The following is a 16,095-nucleotide window of genomic DNA, read 5'->3' as shown; positions in this document are numbered from 1 at the left end:
GTTCAATCCCCCGCGCTCTGGAATTCTTCCGGCCGTTCCAGAACGGAATAGCCACGCTGCATATTGGCGATGAAGACCTGCACCGAACGGAAGAACATCAGGACGAAAGCGGCCAGAACCGTATAGAAAACGATGTTGCGCGGTAGGGCGACGGTGACCATTTCCTCGTCCGCGACGATTTCCAGATACCGCCACATCAGCCACGAGGTGTAGGCGAAGAACACGATGCGCAGCACGTCGACAAGGATCGACATGACGCGGGCAACCTGCGGCGGAACGTAGTGATAAAGCACATCCACCTGGATGTGGCGTGACATGCGCACGCACATGACCGAACCTAGAAACACCACGCCAATCAGGCAGTTGACGGCGATTTCTTCCGTCCAGGCATAGCTGTCGTTAAGCACGTAGCGGGTGAAGAATTGAAGGAACACGCAACCTGTCATCAGCCAGAAAAGGCCAAGCGTAACCCAGTCCTCGAAGGCGTAGACCTTCAGGTCGACTTCGGGCGGCGCCTCGTCAAACGTGTGGGCGAGTTCTTCAGGCGTGACCTGAGTATGAATTTCCTGCGACATTGAGATATCCCGTCTGGAGAGAAAGGGCGGTGCGGCAACGGAGGCCGCACCGGATCTTGGCTCACTTGACGGCGCGAATGGCTTCCCAGTCGGCCTTGTCGTAACCGAAGTCTTCGAACTTCACCTTCTCCATGACGTTCTTCTCAAAGTCCGCCTTGTCCACCTCTGCGACGTTCAGGCCGCGCTTTTTGAACTCTTCCACGAGGCTTTTTTCGCGTCCTTCGATTGTCTTCGTGGTCCGCACGGCGGCTTCCTGCATGACGTCCGTGAAGATTTTCTTGTCTTCATCGGAAAGCTTGGACCACAGGTTCTTCGAGATCACCGTGTTGAGGTGGTCGACGATGTGGCCGGTCAGCACGATGTTCTTCTGCACTTCGAAGAACTTCTTTGCCTCAATGGTGGTCAGCGGGTTTTCCTGTGCATCGACCGTGCCGTTCTGAAGCGCCAGATAGACTTCTGCGAATGCGATCGGCGTCGTGTTGGCGCCGCAGGCGCGTGGCATGGCGAGATAGGCCGGAACGTCGGGAACACGCATCTTCAGCCCCGCCATGTCGGCGCAGTTGGCAATCGGCTTGTTCGACGTGGTGTGGCGCGTGCCGTAATAGCTGACGGCGGCGATGTGGTTGCCGGTCTTGTCCTCGTAACCCTTGGCAAGACGCTTGAAGATATCACTCTTGGTATAGGCGATCAGATGGCTCGGGTCGCGGAAGATATATGGAAAATAGGTGACGCCGATCGGCTTGAAGTCACGTGCGGCAAAACTGGAGCCGGAGATGATGATATCCACCGTGCCGATCTTCAGGCCCTGGTTGATATCCGCTTCCTTGCCGAGCTGCGAGGCGGGGAATACATCCACCTTGTAGCGGCCGTCGGTGCGCTTGGCGATTTCTTCCGCAGCCCAGACCGAATCCGTGTGGAACGGTTCGGAGGTCTCGTAGACATGCGCCCATTTCAGCGTTGTTTGCGCCTGTGCCGCCAAAGCCGAAAGCAAAATGGCAGCGGTTGCACCCATCAAAGTCGACAATCTGATTTTCATTCTTAACTCCTCCCGAATTAAAGCCAGATTTCTGTTTTTCCCGTCGCCGGTTGCGGCGCGGTCACTATTCTCCGATCGTTTCCTCCCCGAAACTCTCGGAAAATCTCTTTTGCGACAGCGTCAGATGCTGGCGCATCGCCTCGCGTGCGCCTTCCGGATCGTTCGCCGCGATCGCGTCGCGGATCACCCGGTGTTCCTGAACGGCAAGAATCCATGTGTGAGGACCCTCGAAATAGCTGGCGAGCTTTTCGAAATAGGGCGAAAGGCTGCGCTCGTCATAGATCAGGCCGGTAAAGCGGTTCAGCGCCGAGTTGCCGATGATGTCGGCAATGGCGGTGTGGAAGGCGCGGTCCAGGTTGAGGGCCTGCGGCGAATTGTCGAGCGCCCCGGTCATGCGTTCGATGATGTCGTCCAGCCTGGCGATGCATTCAGACGTGGCAAGCCGCGCGGCCTCCTCGGCAATAGCGCTTTCAATGATGCAGCGCGCCTGCAGGATTTCGAATGGGCCGTGCGCGTCCGGTACGGGCGACTTTGCCTTGTTAGCCGTGCGGGACGTGCTCACATACACGCCCGAACCCATGCGGATATGGATATGGCCTTCCACTTCCAGAACGATCAGTGCTTCCCGCACCGTCGGGCGGGACACGCCAAAACGTTCCGCCAGATCGCGCTCCGCCGGCAGGCGCTGACCGTCCGTCAGTTCCCCGCTCTCGATAAGCAAGCGAATTTGTTCCGCGACCAGCCTGTAGAGGCGGCGCGGCTCCAGAGCCACAAACATGATGTCCTCCCAGCGCGAAAGTCTCCCCCCTTCGCGCAAGCGGTAAGATGGTCTTACCAATTTTATTAGGTAGGATTTATGCGGTGCTGTCAATTGGCCGCTAGAGGAAAACTACACGGCGAAAGACTGGAGACCGGTGCGGCAGGCTCGGCGCAATGGATTGGATTTTACGAAACGTGATTGATCCTCGGGACAGACCGGAGGATGACACCGCATGTTTGGGTTGGCTTTTCAGCCCTTGTTGCTTGTGAGCTTCAAGCCGCCGCCGTCGCCGATAGTGACGTCCAGCTCACCGTACCCACCGATCGAAAGGTGCGGCGTTTCGATGGGATGCGAATGAGTGGCGTTAATGACCACGACCGTGGCGCCCATGCTTTCCCCCGCCAGAATGCCGGCGGGCGCATCTTCGAAGACGATGCAGTCTTCAGGTGCGACGCCGAGCTTCGCAGCAGCCTTTCTGTAACCCTCCGGGTCAGGCTTGCCGTTCACAACGTCCTCGGCACAGATCATCACTGGAGGCGGTGTGAGGCCTGCCGCAGCCAACCGGAGTTCGGCAAGGGCGCGGGCGGCGGAGGTGACGATGGCCCATTTTCCGGCCGGCAGTTTCCCAAGAAATGCGGCTGCCTGCGGAATCTGGAGGATGCCGTCAACATCGTCCATTTCCTTTTGCAAAAGCATATCCGCCTGTTCCTGGATATCGAGGCCGGGAACTGCCTCGCGACGCACAACCTCGGATGCGCGCATGCCATGGATGCGCTGCAGGAAAGCCTCCGGCTCTATGCCGTTGTCTACGGCCCATTCGCGCCAGACCCGCTCCACCACCGCAATGGAATTCAGCAGCGTTCCATCCATGTCGAACAGGAAGGCGCCATATTCGCGCGAGGAGATCTGGGCGGTCGCCGGGACTTTGCTGTGCATCGCATTCTTCCGTTGGATGTGTCGGGTTGGCCTCGTGTCTATAGCATCGGCAGGCATAACGGAATCGTTTTTCCGCTCATCAAGCAAATGGCGACCCATCCGCCAGTGGCAGACATCGTGCCGGAATCGGGCAGTTTGCACGGACTGCGACTCGGGGCATGGTCAGGCAGGGGAGGCGGCGTCCGCATACGGTCATGCGGGCGTCAGGTTGCAGCAAGGATCAACTGCTATTGTGAGTTTTCGAAAGAAGTCAAAGTTCGCAAAATCAAAAGCTAAACGGAGCTTATGAATGTTGTGCATGAGATTTTTCGCAGCGGAATTCTCTTAACGAAACCGTCGTTTAAGGGGCGTTGTTAACCATTTGTTAACCATATTCGAGGTACCTAATTGTCAACGATTTGTTTACCAAGATGACCAAAGTGCTAACAGACCAGCGTTCGATCCGTATCAAAGGCCGCTCCTTCCTCGCGGTCGTTCTGTCCCCTGAAGCTCCGCTCGATCAATGGCTGGAACGGCTGGATGATCTTGCTGCACGTTCAGCCGGGTTCTTCCTGTCGCGTCCGGTGGTTCTGGATGCGTCTGAGCTGTCGCTGGACAAGGCAGGGCTGAAGGCTCTGCTGGCAGCGCTGACGGAACGTAATGTCGGCATCATGGGGATCGAAGGTGTTCGCCCCTCGATGATCGAGCCGGGCATGCCGCCGTCGCTGAAGGGCGGAAAGCCCGCTTCAGATGTCGAGGTCGAGCCCGTCGCCATTGCCGCCGAATTGCCCGAAGAAAAGCCGCGCGCTTCGGGCGAGGTTCGGGCCGTGGTCCAGTCGCTGGTCATCAACGAGCCGGTGCGCTCCGGCCAGTCGATCATGTTCCCCGAAGGCGATGTGACCGTCATCGGTTCGGTCGCCTCGGGTGCGGAAATCATCGCGGGCGGGTCGGTGCATATTTACGGGGCGTTGCGCGGTCGCGCCATGGCCGGTTCGCTTGGCAATGTTTCGGCGCGCATCTTCTGCCGCAAGCTGGAAGCGGAGCTACTGGCAATCGACGGCGTCTACAAGGTTGCCGAGGACATTGACGACAAGCTGCGCGGCCAGCCCGTTCAGCTGTGGCTGGAAAACGATACGATAAAGGCCGAAAAACTTGGCTGACGACATAGAGAAAACAACACAGGAACAGGAGAGCCGTATGGGGAAGGTAGTCGTTGTTACTTCCGGCAAGGGCGGGGTTGGCAAGACCACCTCGACCGCAGCGCTTGGCGCCGCATTGGCGCAGAACAAGCAGAAGGTCGTGGTTGTCGATTTTGACGTCGGACTGCGTAACCTCGATCTCGTCATGGGTGCTGAACGCCGGGTGGTCTACGATCTCGTCAACGTCATCCAGGGCGATGCCAAGCTGACGCAGGCGCTGATCCGCGACAAGCGCCTCGAGACGCTGTTCCTGCTGCCCGCCTCGCAGACACGCGACAAGGACAATCTGACGCCGGAAGGCGTGGAATGGGTAATCGCCGAGTTGAAGAAACATTTCGACTGGGTCATCTGCGACAGCCCGGCCGGTATCGAACGCGGAGCGACGTTGGCCATGCGCCATGCGGATGTGGCCGTCGTGGTCACCAATCCGGAAGTCTCCTCGGTGCGTGACAGTGACCGCATCATCGGCCTGCTCGATTCCAAGACGCTGAAGGCCGAACGCGGCGAGCGCATGGAAAAGCACCTGCTTCTGACGCGCTACGATTCGGCCCGTGCCGAGCGCGGCGACATGCTGAAGGTCGACGACGTTCTGGAAATCCTCTCCATTCCGCTGCTCGGTATCATTCCCGAAAGCACGGATGTGCTGCGTGCTTCCAACGTCGGTGCACCGGTTACGCTCGCGGATGCCCGTTGTGCACCTGCCATGGCTTACTTCGACGCTGCCCGCCGCCTGTCAGGCGAGGACATTCCGGTGGTCATTCCGGGCGAAAAGCGGGGTATCTTCTCCAAGATCTTTGCTAGGAGGGCTGCATGAGCATTTTCGGCCTATTCCGTAAACAAAAGTCGGCACCGCTTGCGCGCGAGCGACTGCAGGTGCTGCTTGCCCACGAAAGGGCGTCGTCGGGAACCGATCTCGTCGCCGTCCTCCGGGAAGAAATTCTCGCCGTCATCGCCAAGCATGTGCAGATCGATAACGATCGGGTGCATGTGAAGATGGATCGTGACGAGCACGTCTCCATACTGGAGATCGATGTCGAGATACCGTTGAGCGCCGACCTGCGCGCCGCGTGATGTTTTCTCCGAATACCGCCGCCCCTTGCAGGGCGGCGTTTTTCTTTACTCGGCCGTCGTATCGACCGGCATTCTAAATGCCTCGGCCAGATCGTCGGGAAGCGGGCGCTTGAGGTTTATGCCGTTCGGCGGGATCGGCGCGTTGAACCACTTGTCGTAGATCGCGTTGATTTCGCCGCTTGCATAAATTTTCCCAAGGGCTTCGTTGACGGCGTTCTTGAAGGCGGTGTCGCCCCGTCGGAGCATCAGGCCATAGGGTTGTGGTGGGGCGAGATATTCGTTCGAGATGGAATAGTCTTCTGGCTTGCCCGTTTCAGCGACGAAGGACCTCAGAAGAATATCGTCCATGACGAAGGCCGAGGCTCGATCTTCCGTCACCATGTCGAAACTGCCTTCCGTACTGTCATTTTGCAGGACGGCGATGTTCAGTCCCAGTTTGCGGTTAAGCACATTCAGCTGACTGATATTGATCGTTCCCGTCGTCACCACCACGGTTCGTCCGGCAAGATCGCTGACGCTTGTCATGTTGCTTGATTTCAGCGCGACATAACGCGTGCCGGTGATGAAGTGGCTGTAGGAAAACCACACTGCCTTGCGTCTTTCCTCCGTATTCGTGCTCGCCACGCATTCCATGTCGATTGTGCCGTCATTGAGAAGCGTGATGCGGTTGCTGGGGGTGCGCTTGACGAAATCGATTTTCAATTCCGGCAGGCCCAACTTCTTCTTGATGGAATCCGCCACCTTCAGGCACAGTTCGATGCTGTAACCGATCGGCTCCGGACCAATTCCCATATAGGAAAAGGGAAGATTTCTGTCGGCAAAGCCGAGCCGGATGGTGCCGGTTCTGGCAATGGTTTCGAGTGTAGGCGGTTGGGTCTCGTCGGCGGCTGCAATGGTGGGTAAAAGACTAAAAACCCCAAGCATGAGCCACAATGTCGATCTCTGCATCGCGCATCTCCAGCCAAAATTATCTGTCAAAACATTTTCATAAAATAGAGGTGGGGTTTTTACTCCCTCAGTCCCGGTATTCGCTCGGATGGTCATAGGCTTGTTTTAACGAGGCGGTCATCGGCAGGTTCAGGTTCATGCCATTGGGCGGAATGGGTTTGGTGAACCATTTTTCGTAAAGGCCGTGAATGGTGGGACCGGTGAAGATCTGCCGCAGGCTTTCGTTGACCGCCGCCTTGAAGGCCGGGTCGTTGCGCCGAAACACCAGGCCGTACGGTTCGGGTGCGCTCAGCGTTTCGTCCGAGAGCGCGTAGAGGTCGGGATTCTCCGATGTTGCCGCCAGCGCCGCCAGCAATATGCCATCCATGACGAAAGCAGAGGCCTTGCCGGCAACGACGAGTTCGAAGGCTTCCTCATTGGTTTTTGTGGGCATCACCGAGATATTTAGGTTCTTTTCGCGGTTCACCGCATTCAGCTGCTCGATGTTGACCGTGCCGGAGGCGGATGTGACGGAGCGTCCGGCCAGATCGGCAAGGCTCTTCAGATTGTCCTGTTTACGGGAGAGAAATTGCGTCGCGGTCATGAAATTCGGATAGGAGAAATCTACCATTTTCCGGCGTTCGCTGTTGTTGGTCGTCGCCGCGCATTCAATATCGATCTTGCCGCTACGGACGAGAATGAACCGGGTTGCGGGCGTGGCCTTTACATATTCAATGTCGAGTTTGTCCAGCTTCAGTTGCGTGCGGATGTCCTCGCTGATCGCGCGGCAAAGATCAGTCGAGAAGCCGGTCACTTCTCCATCCGGCAGCTGATAGGAAAACGGCGGTTCGGCCTCACGATAACCGATGCGGATTTTCGCGGTCTTGGCAATCTGCCGAAGCGTATCGCCTTCGCCGGCGGCCTGCACCGGAGTTGTGGGGATAAAGCATGTGAGGAAAAGGCAAAATACTGAAATGCGCATTTTATGTCCTTTTGGCTGTCAGCCGCGTTCTCAAATCGCTTTTTGTGGCGGGTAATAGGTTTCCTGCATCGGTCGCCCGACGTCGCTATATTCGTCGTTTCCGGTTTGGGCGATGACGGCACGGTTCTTGAGTATCCGGGCAAGCGGCGCCGGCTCGGCAAAATAATAGCCCTGTGCCTCGTCGCATCCGGAAAGCTTGAGGGCCTCGACCTGTTTCTTGTCTTCCACGCCCTCGGCGGTGACTTTCAGGCCGATCTGTTCTGCCATGTCGATGATGGTGTTGACGATGGCCGAGCACATTGGATTTTCCGGCAGGCCGGAAACGAATTCGCGGTCGATCTTGATCTTGTCGAAGGCAACATGCGTCAGCGTGCTCAACCCGGCATAACCGGTGCCGAAATCATCAAGCACGAGGCGGACGCCCATTTCCTTCAGCAGCTTTAAAGCCCTGGCGCTGTTGTCGCGCTCCAGCATTGCCGTTTCCGTCACTTCAAGCTCGAGCCGCTCGGCCGGGAAGCCGGAGGCTTTCAGCGCGCCGTCAACGATCGGGACAATATCGTCATTGCAAAGCTGCACGGCGGAAAGATTGACGGCAAGTCGGATATCCCTGGGCCAGGTCATGGCGTCCATGCAGGCCTGCGCCAAAACCCATTCGCCCAGAGGTTTGATGAAATTGTTTTCTTCGGCAAGCGTTATGAAGCGATCCGGCGTGATGATGCCAAGCTTGCTGTGCCGCCATCTGGCAAGGGCCTCGTAGGCGACAATGCGGCCGCTCTCCAGATTGACCACGGGCTGGTAATACAGCTCGAATTCGTGGTTTTCGAGCGCGGATTTCATGTCTATTTCGAGCGCGTGCTTGTGCTGCGCCGCCATGTCCATGCCAGGCTCGTAAAAGACAAAAAAGCCGCATCCCATGGATTTCGCCCGGTAGAGACCAAGGTCCGCATGTTGCAGAAGCTGGGTGGCGGAGTTGCCGTGATCGGGCGCGCAGGCGATGCCGATGCTGGTATCGACGCTTATATGGCTACCTTCGAGGCTGAAGCTGCGCGAGACCGCATGGACCACGCGCTTTGCCAGCGCGCCCGCATCCTCGCGACAATTATCGCTCACCGCTTGTATGATCGCAAATTCGTCGCCGCCGAGCCTGCTCACCATGTCGTTTTCACCGAGCACGGAGGAAATCCGCGAGGCCACGGCCACCAGCAGGGCGTCGCCTGCCGCGTGTCCCAACGTATCGTTGACGGCCTTGAAGCGGTCGAGATCGAGCAGCATGACGTTGAACGGCTGGCCTGACGTGGAAAGATGTTCGAGACGGTTCTCCAGCGTCTTCATCAAGAGCACGCGGTTGGGAAGCCCCGTCAGCGCATCGTGATGGGCCATATGTTCCAGTTGCTGCGCCATGTCGCGGATCTGCCTGAGCCGTCCACGTTCCAGAACGGCCTCCCGCAGGGTTTCGATGGCGGTGGCCATGTCGCCGATCTCGTCCCGTCGATCCTGAAACGGCGTGACGACATCGGTTTCCTCACGGGCGATCCTGAGTGTCGCCTGCACCAGCGCCGGAACGGGTTTCAGAAAATGCCTGGCAATCAGCGTCACGAGAACGCCGGTGACGGTCAGAACAACGATCAGGGCGACGAGCGAATTGTAGATGAGCTTGCGCTGCGCGCCATAAAGCGCGTCCGAACCGCCGATGCTGACGGCGACCGCGCCAATCGGCTTTTTCGTTTCCGTGCTGATGATCGGCAACAGGCCGATATAATGGCTTGAATCGCCAATCGTCGCAAAGCCGGTGGCAAAACGCGCGGCGACCGCATCTCTGGAGAAGATGGGATCGGTGGCAATCGGTTTTTCGGCGTCGTCGGTGGCGTTGTCGAAGGCCGCCGCGATTTGACGGAATCCGGAATCGGCCTCATCGTAGCGGAAAAGCCAGACGGCATTCTTGGTCTGCGCACCGATGAGGGCGAGAACGTCGCTGGGGTTGAAGCCGGTAACGAGGATGGAAGCGTCGTCGCCAATCGGCTTGTCGGTCAAGATGCCGTTCACCTGTCCGTCCGTGTCGGCGGTGACGCTGACATAGGTATAGATGCTGCGCAGGGTGGCGCTGGCAATCTGTGAATTGACGCGGGCCTGGTTGAGCCATTGCTCGCTGGCGGCGGCAACGAACATGTACCAGCCGACGAGCGCCCCGATGCTGTAGGAAAAGATCACGCCGCCGAGAAATATCAGGGTTATCTTGCTGGCGAGCGAACGCCGCCGCGAAAAGCGGCCCGGCACCGGCTGCGTCGTTGAGCGAAGCGTGTCACCGGTTTCAGTCTGTCTATCTATCCCCCGATAGGCAGTCTCTTCCATTCGCGATATTCCCCCGCGATGTCGCGTTATGATTGTTTTATGGAATTTTTATAGGGCATGTATTTCAATGGTGTCTGCTAAATAATTCAACAAAGTTTAGATGCGATTAAGAATTAATCCGTCTTTTTATAGTCGCCGCTTATATAAGGCGCCGAAAATATGTACCTCAGGTTGAAATATTCGATGGCTTGTGATGGGACATCGGCGCCAAATACGACGATGCATTGGGGCCTCTTTTCGCGCTCATCAACCGGGCTTTATGGTTGCAAGGGTACCGCGATTGACCTTGCCAAGCTGCCGATAAACGGCATGTTGTGCGTAACATGCCGGTTTCAGGGAACATATCATGGCTCACAAGAGCAAAAACATCGCGCAGCTTTCCATTCTCATCCAGAGCGGCCATCTTGATCCGCGCGCCTTGGCGGAAGAGACCCTTGATGCAATCGGGAAATCGGAAGACCGGGCGATCTTTGTCGGCTTGACGGCGGAGCGGGCCATGGCGGAGGCGGAAGGCGCCTTGAAACGCATTCGCGAGGGTCGATCCTGCGGCGTGCTCGACGGTATTCCGGTCGCCTGGAAGGACCTTTTCGATCTCGAAGGCACTGTGACCACGGCTGGATCGACGGTGCTTTCGAATGATGCGCCTGCGTCCCGTGACGCGGATGTGGTGAGCGCGCTGAAGGAGGCCGGGATGGTCTGCATCGGCCGTACCAATATGAGCGAGTTCGCGTTTTCCGGCCTTGGCATCAACCCGCATTACGGAACGCCGCGCAATCCCGCTTCCACGGATGGCCACCGGCTGCCAGGCGGCTCTTCTTCCGGCGCGGGTGTCGCGGTTGCGGCCGGTCTGGTGCCGGTGGCAATCGGTACGGATACCGGCGGATCGGTGCGCATTCCCGCCGCCTTCAACGGTGTGGTGGGGTACAAGGCGAGCCGCGGCCGTTACTCGATGCGCGGCGTCTATCCGCTGGCTAAAAGTCTCGATTCGCTCGGCCCGCTCACTCGCACTGTGCAGGACGCCGTGTGGGTAGATGCCGCCATGCGTGGCAAGGCGGCTGTTGATGCGGCGCGCACGCCTCTGTCCGGCTTGTCACTCGTCGTGCCGGAAACAGTGTTTTTCGATGGCATCGAGGAGGGCGTCGCGGTCGCTTTCGAGCAGGCAGTGGAACGGCTTTCCCGGGCCGGCGCTTCTGTACGGCGGCAGGCATTCCCGGTCTTTTCGCAATTATTCGATCTTATCAAGGAAAAGGGTGCGCTGGTAACGGCGGAAGCCTTCGCCCTGCACAAGGCGCGGCTGGAAGGTGCTGATGCGGCTCGCATGGACCCGCGCGTGGTTGCGCGAGCAAGACTGGGCGCAAATATCTCCCTGCCGGATTACATCGCCATTATCGAGGCGCGCGAACGCATGACGGCGGCTTTTTCGGGCATGATTGGCAAGAATGAGCTGCTGATATCGCCGACATTGCCTCATGTCGCGGCCAAGGTCGCACCGCTTGTGGAGAATGATGAGACCTTCTTTGCAATGAATGCCAAGACCCTGCGCAACACCCAGATCGGCAACTTCTTCGATCTCTGCGGCGTTTCCATTCCCTGCGGCACGGGTGAGGCGGGCATGCCCGTTGGCCTGCTGCTATCAGGCCTGCACGGCACGGATGACCACGTTCTGGGTGTGGCGATGGCTGCGGAAGAGATTATTCGGGGCTGATGATAAAGAAAAAGGCGGCCTTGTTTGGCCGCCTCTCAATGCACGCTTTAACGTGCCGCCCAGTTGGCGCCGCGGCGGAACATGGTTTTCATCTGCGGCACGGAAAACTCCTTGGCCTGATGGCCGAGCGCCGAATAGAAGACGCGGCCCTTGCCGTATTTGCGTTTCCAGACCACCGGCATCACTACACCGTCGATCCACCAAGCGTGGTCGCCGGTGAATTTTGTCGTCGCCAGCACCTCGTTGGAGGGATCGACATGCATGTAGTATTGCTCCGATGTGTAGGGGAAATCGGAAATCCCCTCCATCAACGGGTCGTCGGGGCGGGTGATGTTGACGTGATAGTCGATGATATTACCGGGATGGGCGACCCATTGGCCGCCGATCATGAACTGGTATTCGACGCAGTCGCGGAAACTGTCGCCTGCACCGCCATGAAAGCCGGCAATGCCGACGCCGTTTTCGACGGCGGCGGTGAGGTTCTTGATCTCTTCCTTCTCGATCTTCGACATTGTCACGATCGGCACGACAAGGCTCAGGTCATGCACGGACGGATCGGCAAAAGCCTCCGTGCTGTGCTCGACATAGACCTTGAAACCATCCTCTTCGAGAATGTCCTTAACGATGGTGGCGCATTCCTGCGGCTCGTGGCCGCTCCAGCCGCCCCAGACGATGAGTGCTTCGCGCATTTATTTCCTCCTCGGGATTATTTGCCGAGCTGGCCGTCGACCAGCGAAGTTTCGAGAGGAGCAGGGCGCTCCACCTCGGTGGTGATGGAAACGGTGGTGCCGCTGTCCGATGCCGTCTGGAAGGCCTCCATGACCTCCAGCACGTGCAAGGCAAGATCGCCATTGGCGCGGTGCGGGCGGTTTTCGCGGATCGCATGGGCCATGTCGGCCACGCCGATCGAGCGGTAGTTGCCGTCAGCATAGGGCGAAGACAGTGCCTGCGGCTCGAACTGGCCGCCCTTTTTCAGCAATTGCACCTCACCGCCGAAATGATTGGGGTCGGGCACGATCAATGTGCCTTCCGTTCCGTAGATTTCCAGCGGTACATGTTTGTGGCCCGCCACATCGAAGCTCATGCCCACCTGCACCACCGCGCCGTTCTTGAATGCCAGCACGCCGGAAACATGGGTGGCGACATGGACTGGGATTTTCTCGCCATTCTTAGGTTCGCTGGTGATGAGGCGTTCGTTGCGCGGCGCGATGGCGAAACCTGCCACCTTGGCGACCGGGCCGAACAGGTTGACGAGATCGGTGATGTAATAGGGTCCCATATCCAGCATCGGCCCGCCGCCGACTTCGTAATAAAAGGCGGGGTTGGGATGCCAGCGCTCATGGCCGGGGCACATGAAGGTAGCCGTTCCGCCAACCGGCTGGCCGAGCACGCCTTCGTCTATCAGGCGGCGCGCGGTCTGGTGCCCGCCGCCGAGGAAAGTGTCCGGTGCCGAACCGATGCGCAGGCCCTTTGCCTTTGCCGCGTCCGCAAGCCGTTTACCCTCCGCGAAATTGATGCCGAGCGGCTTTTCCGAATAGGCATGTTTTCCCGCCTCAAGTGCGCGCAGGCCCACCTCCACATGCGCCTTGGGAATCGTCAGGTTGACGATGATTTCCACGGAGGGGTCAGACAGAAGTTCGTCGATACTTCTTGCCTGAAAGCCGAACTCGTCTGCCCGCGCTTTTGCTGCGTCCTCGTTCATATCCGCCAGTCCGCGAATGTCGAGAATGGGAAACGACGCCATCGCCTTGAGATAGGCGCTGGAGATGTTGCCGCAGCCGATGATGCCGATACCGACCTTGTTCATGTGATTTCCTCCCGTAAATCAGAAATGCCTAAGCCCACTCTCAACCTTGCCGGCTAGAGCGCCGGCCCTGTCGTGTTCCATGGCGATTCGTAAAGCTCGTAAAGTGCGACGGCTGCCGCCCCCTGCGCCCACAGTTCGTCGCTTGCAACGTCGAAAACCAGCTCTGCGACGCCTGCCAGCGATGGCGGCACGGCGGCGTTGTAACTGTCGCGGATGCTGGTAATGAAGGGCTCGCCGAGCTCGAGACTGGAGCCGGTGATGATGACCCGTGGCGGCGCAAACAGCGTGACGATATTGGCAAGCGTCAGGCCAAGAGCTGCACCGGCGCGCAAGGCTGCCGCTATAAGATCGTTGTCTTCCGCCGCAATCAGCGCATGGGCATGCTGCATGCCGCGACCAAGCCTGATAGCTTCTGCAAAACGCCCGTCCACCGGGCGGGAACCGAGAATGGCGTTCTCGCCCGCCTGGCTCGCCAGCCGCACGGTTCCTTCACTGGCAAGGCCGGTCACGAGGTCGCCGAGATTGTGGCTGAGGCCGCCTGCACCACGAAACAGCTGGTTTTGATGCATCACGCCAAGCCCAAGTGTCTGCTCGAGCGAGATCAGCACCATGTCCTCCAGATCGCGCGCATGTCCGAACCAGTGATGGGCAAGCGTGATGGCGTGGGCGTCGCTTTCGATGATGGTGGGGGAATTCAGCCGTGAGGTCATTTCCTCGGCAAAATCGACGTTTACTTCCCGCAGGATAGGGCTGCTGCGGATCCTGCCGGTGCGATGTTCGATGACGCCTGGCAGGCCAAGGCAGACCATGTCCACATCTTCCAGCGACAGTCCGGCATCGACCACGCAACGCCGCACCCCGTCTTCCACCAGATCGGCAATGACGCCGATCGGTTGGCGGTCTACACGGATCGGCAGGGCGAGGGTGGACAGCACGTTGCCGCAAAAATCGGTGACGACGAAGACCATGCGGCTTGCCGCAATCTTGGCGCCCACCACGCGGGCCGCATCCGGGTTCAGCTCCAGCATCACCCGCGGCCTGCCGCGGGCGCCCTCCGTGCGGATATCGCCGATATGGCGGGTAAGGATAAGCCCGTCATCGAGCAGCGATGCGGTGATCGCGGATACGGTGGTGGTGGAAAGCTGCGTTCTTTCGCTGATTTCCACCCGGGAGATCGGTCCGTGGCGGCGGATGCTGTCCAGCACGCTTAGCCGGTTGATCGCGCGCATCAGTTCTGGGTCTGCGGTCTTCATGGGGTCCTGCTGCGATCAATGCCGGTTCGAAAACCAATTTATGTCGGATTGCGGATTAAATAACGGTGTGAGGGAGGGGTGTGTCAAGCCGTTCGCTCAAAAAATCAGCATGGCGCCTTGACAATAAGCGAATGCTAAGGTGAATTAATCCGCATTGGGGAATAAATGAGGAAATCCCCGAGGGAGGATCACGATCATGACGATTAGGCACGCAGGCGCAAGCCTGAGCGGCAGGCTGATAGGCTTTGCCACAACGACAAGCATTGCTCTCATGCTCGGCGCCGCAAGCGCCTCGGCCGCAACGGTCGTTAAATGGATGCATGTGGAGCTGGACCCGAAATCCGTGGCCGTCTGGGAGGAGATTGCCAAGGACTATGAGGCCAAACATCCTGACGTGGACGTGCAACTGCAGTTTCTGGAAAACGAGGCGTTCAAGGCAAAATTGCCTACCCTGCTGCAGTCCAACGACGTTCCCGATTTCTTTTATAGCTGGGGTGGCGGTGTTCTTGAAGAACAGTCCAAAACCGGTGCGCTGAAGGACCTGACGGAAGTTTTCGACGCCGATGGTGGCAAGCTGCGCCAAGCCTATAGCGCGGCCGCAATCGATGGTCTGTCGTTTGACGGCAAGGTCTGGGCCGTGCCTTACCGCGTCAGCCTCGTCAGTTTCTTTTATAACAAGGAGCTGTTTGCCAAGGCGGGCGTAAAGGCGGAAGACATCAAGACCTGGGACGATCTCGGCGCCACCGTCAAGAAAATCAAGGCAGCGGGCATCGTTCCGATTGCCGGTGGTGGCGGTGAAAAATGGCCGATCCATTTCTACTGGAGCTATCTCGTCATGCGCAATGGCGGACAGACCGTGTTCGACGCCGCCCGCAAGGGCGAGGGTGAAGGCTTCATGGTTCCCTCCATCATCAAGGCGGGCGAGCAACTGGCCGAGTTCGGCAAGCTCGAACCCTTCCAGCCCGGCTATCTCGGCTCTACCTGGCCCCAGGCGCTCGGCGTCTTCGGTGATGGCAAGGCCGCGATGATCCTCGGCTTTGACAATACTGAAGCCAACCAGCGCAAGAATGCCGGTGACGGCAAAGGCCTTGCGGCAGACAATATCGGTCGCTTCGCCTTTCCCGCCGTCGAAGGTGGTGCTGGCAAAGTCACTGACACGCTGGGCGGTCTGAATGGTTGGGCAGTTACGAAAAACGCTTCCAAGGAAGCGATCGATTTCGCGGCCTTCCTGACCAGCAAGGAAAGTGAAGAAAAGATGGCGGCTGCGGGCATGATCCTGCCGGTTGCGACGGGTGCGGATGGAGCGGTCAAGAACCCGCTGCTGGCGGATTCGGCCAAGCAGCTTGCAAGCTCTACCTGGCACCAGAACTTCTTCGACCAGACACTGGGCGCTGCCGTTGGCCGCGTGGTCAACGATGTCTCCGTCGAAATCGTTTCCGGCCAGATGAGCGCCGAAGAAGGCGCCAAGCAAATTCAGGATGCTTTCGAGCTTCGCTGATTTCGGTTCCATGACGGC

15 protein-coding genes are annotated in these 16,095 nt (G+C 58.6%); 5 read left to right on the top strand and 10 right to left on the bottom strand.

All coding sequences use genetic code 11. The annotated features are described in order from the left end of the window. Positions 1–2: 2 nt before the first annotated feature. From ACQZ6D_RS09850 to ACQZ6D_RS09835, 4 genes are all read right to left on the bottom strand, one after another. Positions 3–575 (bottom strand): TRAP transporter small permease, encoded by a 573-nt coding sequence (locus ACQZ6D_RS09850; protein ID WP_013761519.1) that lies wholly within the window; start codon positions 573–575, stop codon positions 3–5. Between the two features lie 61 nt (positions 576–636). After that, positions 637–1,611, bottom strand: a complete 975-nt coding sequence (locus tag ACQZ6D_RS09845; RefSeq protein ID WP_013761518.1) for a sialic acid TRAP transporter substrate-binding protein SiaP — start codon at positions 1,609–1,611, stop codon at positions 637–639. Positions 1,612–1,675: 64 nt separating this feature from the next. Further along, on the bottom strand, positions 1,676–2,389 hold the full coding sequence (locus ACQZ6D_RS09840) for a FadR/GntR family transcriptional regulator (RefSeq protein ID WP_112201038.1): 714 nt from the start codon (positions 2,387–2,389) through the stop codon (positions 1,676–1,678). 231 nt (positions 2,390–2,620) lie between these two features. Then, positions 2,621–3,307 (bottom strand): HAD family hydrolase, encoded by a 687-nt coding sequence (locus ACQZ6D_RS09835; protein ID WP_448729891.1) that lies wholly within the window; start codon positions 3,305–3,307, stop codon positions 2,621–2,623. 410 nt (positions 3,308–3,717) lie between these two features. Between ACQZ6D_RS09835 and minC the strand changes: the two genes are divergently transcribed. The 3 genes from minC to minE are packed head-to-tail and all read left to right on the top strand — an operon-like array spanning position 3,718 to position 5,556. Continuing rightward, positions 3,718–4,446 carry a septum site-determining protein MinC gene (gene minC, locus ACQZ6D_RS09830; RefSeq protein ID WP_003510754.1) on the top strand — a complete coding sequence of 243 codons (729 nt, stop codon included), beginning with the start codon at positions 3,718–3,720 and terminating at the stop codon, positions 4,444–4,446. A gap of 37 nt (positions 4,447–4,483) precedes the next feature. Beyond that, positions 4,484–5,299 (top strand): septum site-determining protein MinD, encoded by an 816-nt coding sequence (minD, locus tag ACQZ6D_RS09825; RefSeq protein WP_003510752.1) that lies wholly within the window; start codon positions 4,484–4,486, stop codon positions 5,297–5,299. Next, entirely contained in the window at positions 5,296–5,556 is a 261-nt protein-coding gene (gene minE / locus ACQZ6D_RS09820) for a cell division topological specificity factor MinE (protein WP_003510750.1), read from the top strand. Before minD ends, minE begins: the two co-directional genes overlap by 4 nt. Positions 5,557–5,601: 45 nt before the next feature. Here minE and ACQZ6D_RS09815 read toward each other — a convergent pair whose 3' ends face one another. From ACQZ6D_RS09815 to ACQZ6D_RS09805, 3 genes are all read right to left on the bottom strand, one after another. Further along, positions 5,602–6,504, bottom strand: coding sequence for an amino acid ABC transporter substrate-binding protein (locus ACQZ6D_RS09815; RefSeq protein WP_003510747.1), 903 nt, complete (start codon positions 6,502–6,504; stop codon positions 5,602–5,604). A gap of 67 nt (positions 6,505–6,571) precedes the next feature. Then, on the bottom strand, positions 6,572–7,465 hold the full coding sequence (locus ACQZ6D_RS09810; protein WP_060642281.1) for an amino acid ABC transporter substrate-binding protein: 894 nt from the start codon (positions 7,463–7,465) through the stop codon (positions 6,572–6,574). A 30-nt stretch (positions 7,466–7,495) separates the two neighbouring features. Further along, positions 7,496–9,814 (bottom strand): EAL domain-containing protein, encoded by a 2,319-nt coding sequence (locus ACQZ6D_RS09805; protein WP_003510743.1) that lies wholly within the window; start codon positions 9,812–9,814, stop codon positions 7,496–7,498. 346 nt (positions 9,815–10,160) lie between these two features. On the opposite strand from ACQZ6D_RS09805, the gene ACQZ6D_RS09800 reads away from it, so the two are divergent. Continuing rightward, complete coding sequence (locus ACQZ6D_RS09800; RefSeq protein ID WP_003510741.1) at positions 10,161–11,519, top strand: amidase; 1,359 nt, start codon at positions 10,161–10,163, stop codon at positions 11,517–11,519. A 47-nt stretch (positions 11,520–11,566) separates the two neighbouring features. Here ACQZ6D_RS09800 and ACQZ6D_RS09795 read toward each other — a convergent pair whose 3' ends face one another. The 3 genes from ACQZ6D_RS09795 to ACQZ6D_RS09785 are packed head-to-tail and all read right to left on the bottom strand — an operon-like array spanning position 11,567 to position 14,579. Then, positions 11,567–12,208 (bottom strand): ThuA domain-containing protein, encoded by a 642-nt coding sequence (locus ACQZ6D_RS09795; protein WP_003510737.1) that lies wholly within the window; start codon positions 12,206–12,208, stop codon positions 11,567–11,569. 17 nt (positions 12,209–12,225) lie between these two features. Then, positions 12,226–13,326: a Gfo/Idh/MocA family protein gene (locus ACQZ6D_RS09790; RefSeq protein WP_065687731.1), complete on the bottom strand. Its 1,101-nt coding sequence runs from the start codon at positions 13,324–13,326 to the stop codon at positions 12,226–12,228. Between the two features lie 53 nt (positions 13,327–13,379). Continuing rightward, positions 13,380–14,579: an ROK family protein gene (locus ACQZ6D_RS09785; RefSeq protein WP_448729890.1), complete on the bottom strand. Its 1,200-nt coding sequence runs from the start codon at positions 14,577–14,579 to the stop codon at positions 13,380–13,382. A 196-nt stretch (positions 14,580–14,775) separates the two neighbouring features. On the opposite strand from ACQZ6D_RS09785, the gene ACQZ6D_RS09780 reads away from it, so the two are divergent. Then, positions 14,776–16,077: an ABC transporter substrate-binding protein gene (locus ACQZ6D_RS09780; protein WP_065687730.1), complete on the top strand. Its 1,302-nt coding sequence runs from the start codon at positions 14,776–14,778 to the stop codon at positions 16,075–16,077. The last annotated feature ends 18 nt before the right edge of the window (positions 16,078–16,095 follow it).

Source organism: Agrobacterium sp. 22-3639C2 (assembly GCF_053522105.1).
The sequence above is the reverse complement of the archived record's forward strand: the minus strand, read 5'-3'. Positions and strand labels throughout refer to the sequence as shown.